At 73.1% G+C, this 1,605-nt stretch carries 2 protein-coding genes and 1 pseudogene; all 3 read right to left on the bottom strand.

What is annotated here, in order from left to right; translation table 11 throughout:
• The coding region (locus tag AC529_RS21355) for a chorismate-binding protein (RefSeq protein ID WP_157080224.1) at positions 1–84 on the bottom strand (84 nt) is incomplete at its 3' end.
• 168 nt (positions 85–252) lie between these two features.
• A pseudogene (locus AC529_RS14615) lies at positions 253–756 on the bottom strand (phosphate ABC transporter ATP-binding protein); the annotation flags it as partial.
• Positions 757–789: 33 nt separating this feature from the next.
• On the bottom strand, positions 790–1,605 hold an 816-nt coding region (locus AC529_RS14610; RefSeq protein WP_068757674.1), incomplete at its 5' end, for a sortase.

Genomic DNA, 1,605 nt, shown 5'->3' with positions numbered 1-1,605 from the left:
CTCGGTGTACAGGAAGCCGGGGACCTCGACGCTGCCCACCGCGCAGACCCGTCCCAGGTCGTTGCGGAGCAGGTCCACGATCATCAGGTTCTCCGCCCGCGTCTTGGGGTCGCGCAGGTGGTCGAGCGAGAGTGGGGGCAGCGGCTCATCGCCAGTTGGAACGAGGCGGGCTGGTGGGACAAGCCGCGCACGCTCGGCGCGCTGCTCGCGCCGCTGGTGGGGGCCGGGCAAGCTCGTGGAGCACCTGTGCTGCTGGCCGCCGGAGAGCGCGCCGCCGGGCTGGCGCAGCCGGTCGCTGACCTCCTTCCACAGGCCCGCCTTGGTCAGGCACTCCTCGACCAGGGCGTCCTTTTCGGAGCGGGAGGCGCGGGTGCCGGTGAGCCGCAGTCCCGCGAGCACGTTGTCGTAGATGGACATGGCGGGGAACGGGTTGGGCTTCTGGAAGACCATGCCGATCTGCTTGCGGACCTCGGTCAGGCGCCGCCTCGGATCGTAGATGTCGTGGCCGTCCAGCAGCACCTCGCCCGCCAGGGAGGCGCCGGGGATGAGTTCGTGCATCCGGTTGAGGGTGCGCAGGAACGTGGACTTGCCGCAGCCGGACGGGCCGATGAGGGCGGTCACCTGGCCTGCGGGCATGGTCAGGGAGACGCGGTCGAGCACCTTGTGCCGCCCGAACCAGGCGGACACGTCGCGCGCGTCGATTCCCGCGAGGCCGCTCGCGGACGGCGGGGCGGGAAGCGGTTCGGTCGTGGTCATCGGCCACTCCTCAGCGGGGTCGCGGGGACGGGGTCACAGCAGGTTGGGCAGCAGGCGGCTGACCTGGTCGGCCAGTGACAGCCCGAAGAAGCCCAGGACGGGGACGCCGGCCGTCCACGCCTGCACGCCGCCCCAGGAGCGGCGTGCCCAGGCGACGGCCAGTGAGACCAGCGCCATGCCCTGCGCGTACAGCAGGACGGGCGTCCACGCGTCGGGGTCGCCGCTCATCGCCTCCTCGCTGGCGGGCAGGGAGCCCGCCGCGATGAGCCGGGGTGCGGCGGGCACGGGGTCGGAGACCAGTTCGGCGTCGACGCGCAGCACGTCGTCGGGCAGGAACGGGCGTCCGGCGGCGGTGGTCAGGGTGAGGCGGCCGGTCTCGGGGTCGTCGGGCACGGGCGGCATCGGGTCGCCGGTCAGCCGCCGGGAGATCACCTCGTAGGTGTGCTCGCCCTGTCCGGTGACCACGGTGATGACGTCGCCCGTGGAGAGTTCGTGCAGGCGGGAGAAGGGACCGCCGTAGGTGTCCTTGCGTCCCATGATGACGCTGGTGCCGGGCTGGCCGGGGAGCACGGTGTCGCGCCGGTGTCCCGGTCCGGAGGCGGTGACGCCGCTCGCGGTGCCCTCGACCACGACGGTCTCCAGGCCGATGGCGGGGATGGCCAGGTGGGCGACGGGGGTGCCGGGCGCCAGGAGCGCCACGTCGCCCTCGGCGAGCGCCTCGGGGTCGCCGAGCCAGAACAGCACGCCGGTCATCACGGCCTGGATGAGGAGGCCCAGGACCAGGGCGCCCTTGGTGCCGGTGCGGCCGATGATCTTGGGGGCGACCGTCCCGCCGAGGAAGGCGCCCAG

The sequence above is a fragment of the Thermobifida cellulosilytica TB100 genome (assembly GCF_001517975.1).
Classification (GTDB): Bacteria; Actinomycetota; Actinomycetes; order Streptosporangiales; family Streptosporangiaceae; genus Thermobifida; species Thermobifida cellulosilytica.
Note: the sequence above shows the minus strand (reverse complement) of the source record. Positions and strands in the feature narration are given on the sequence as shown.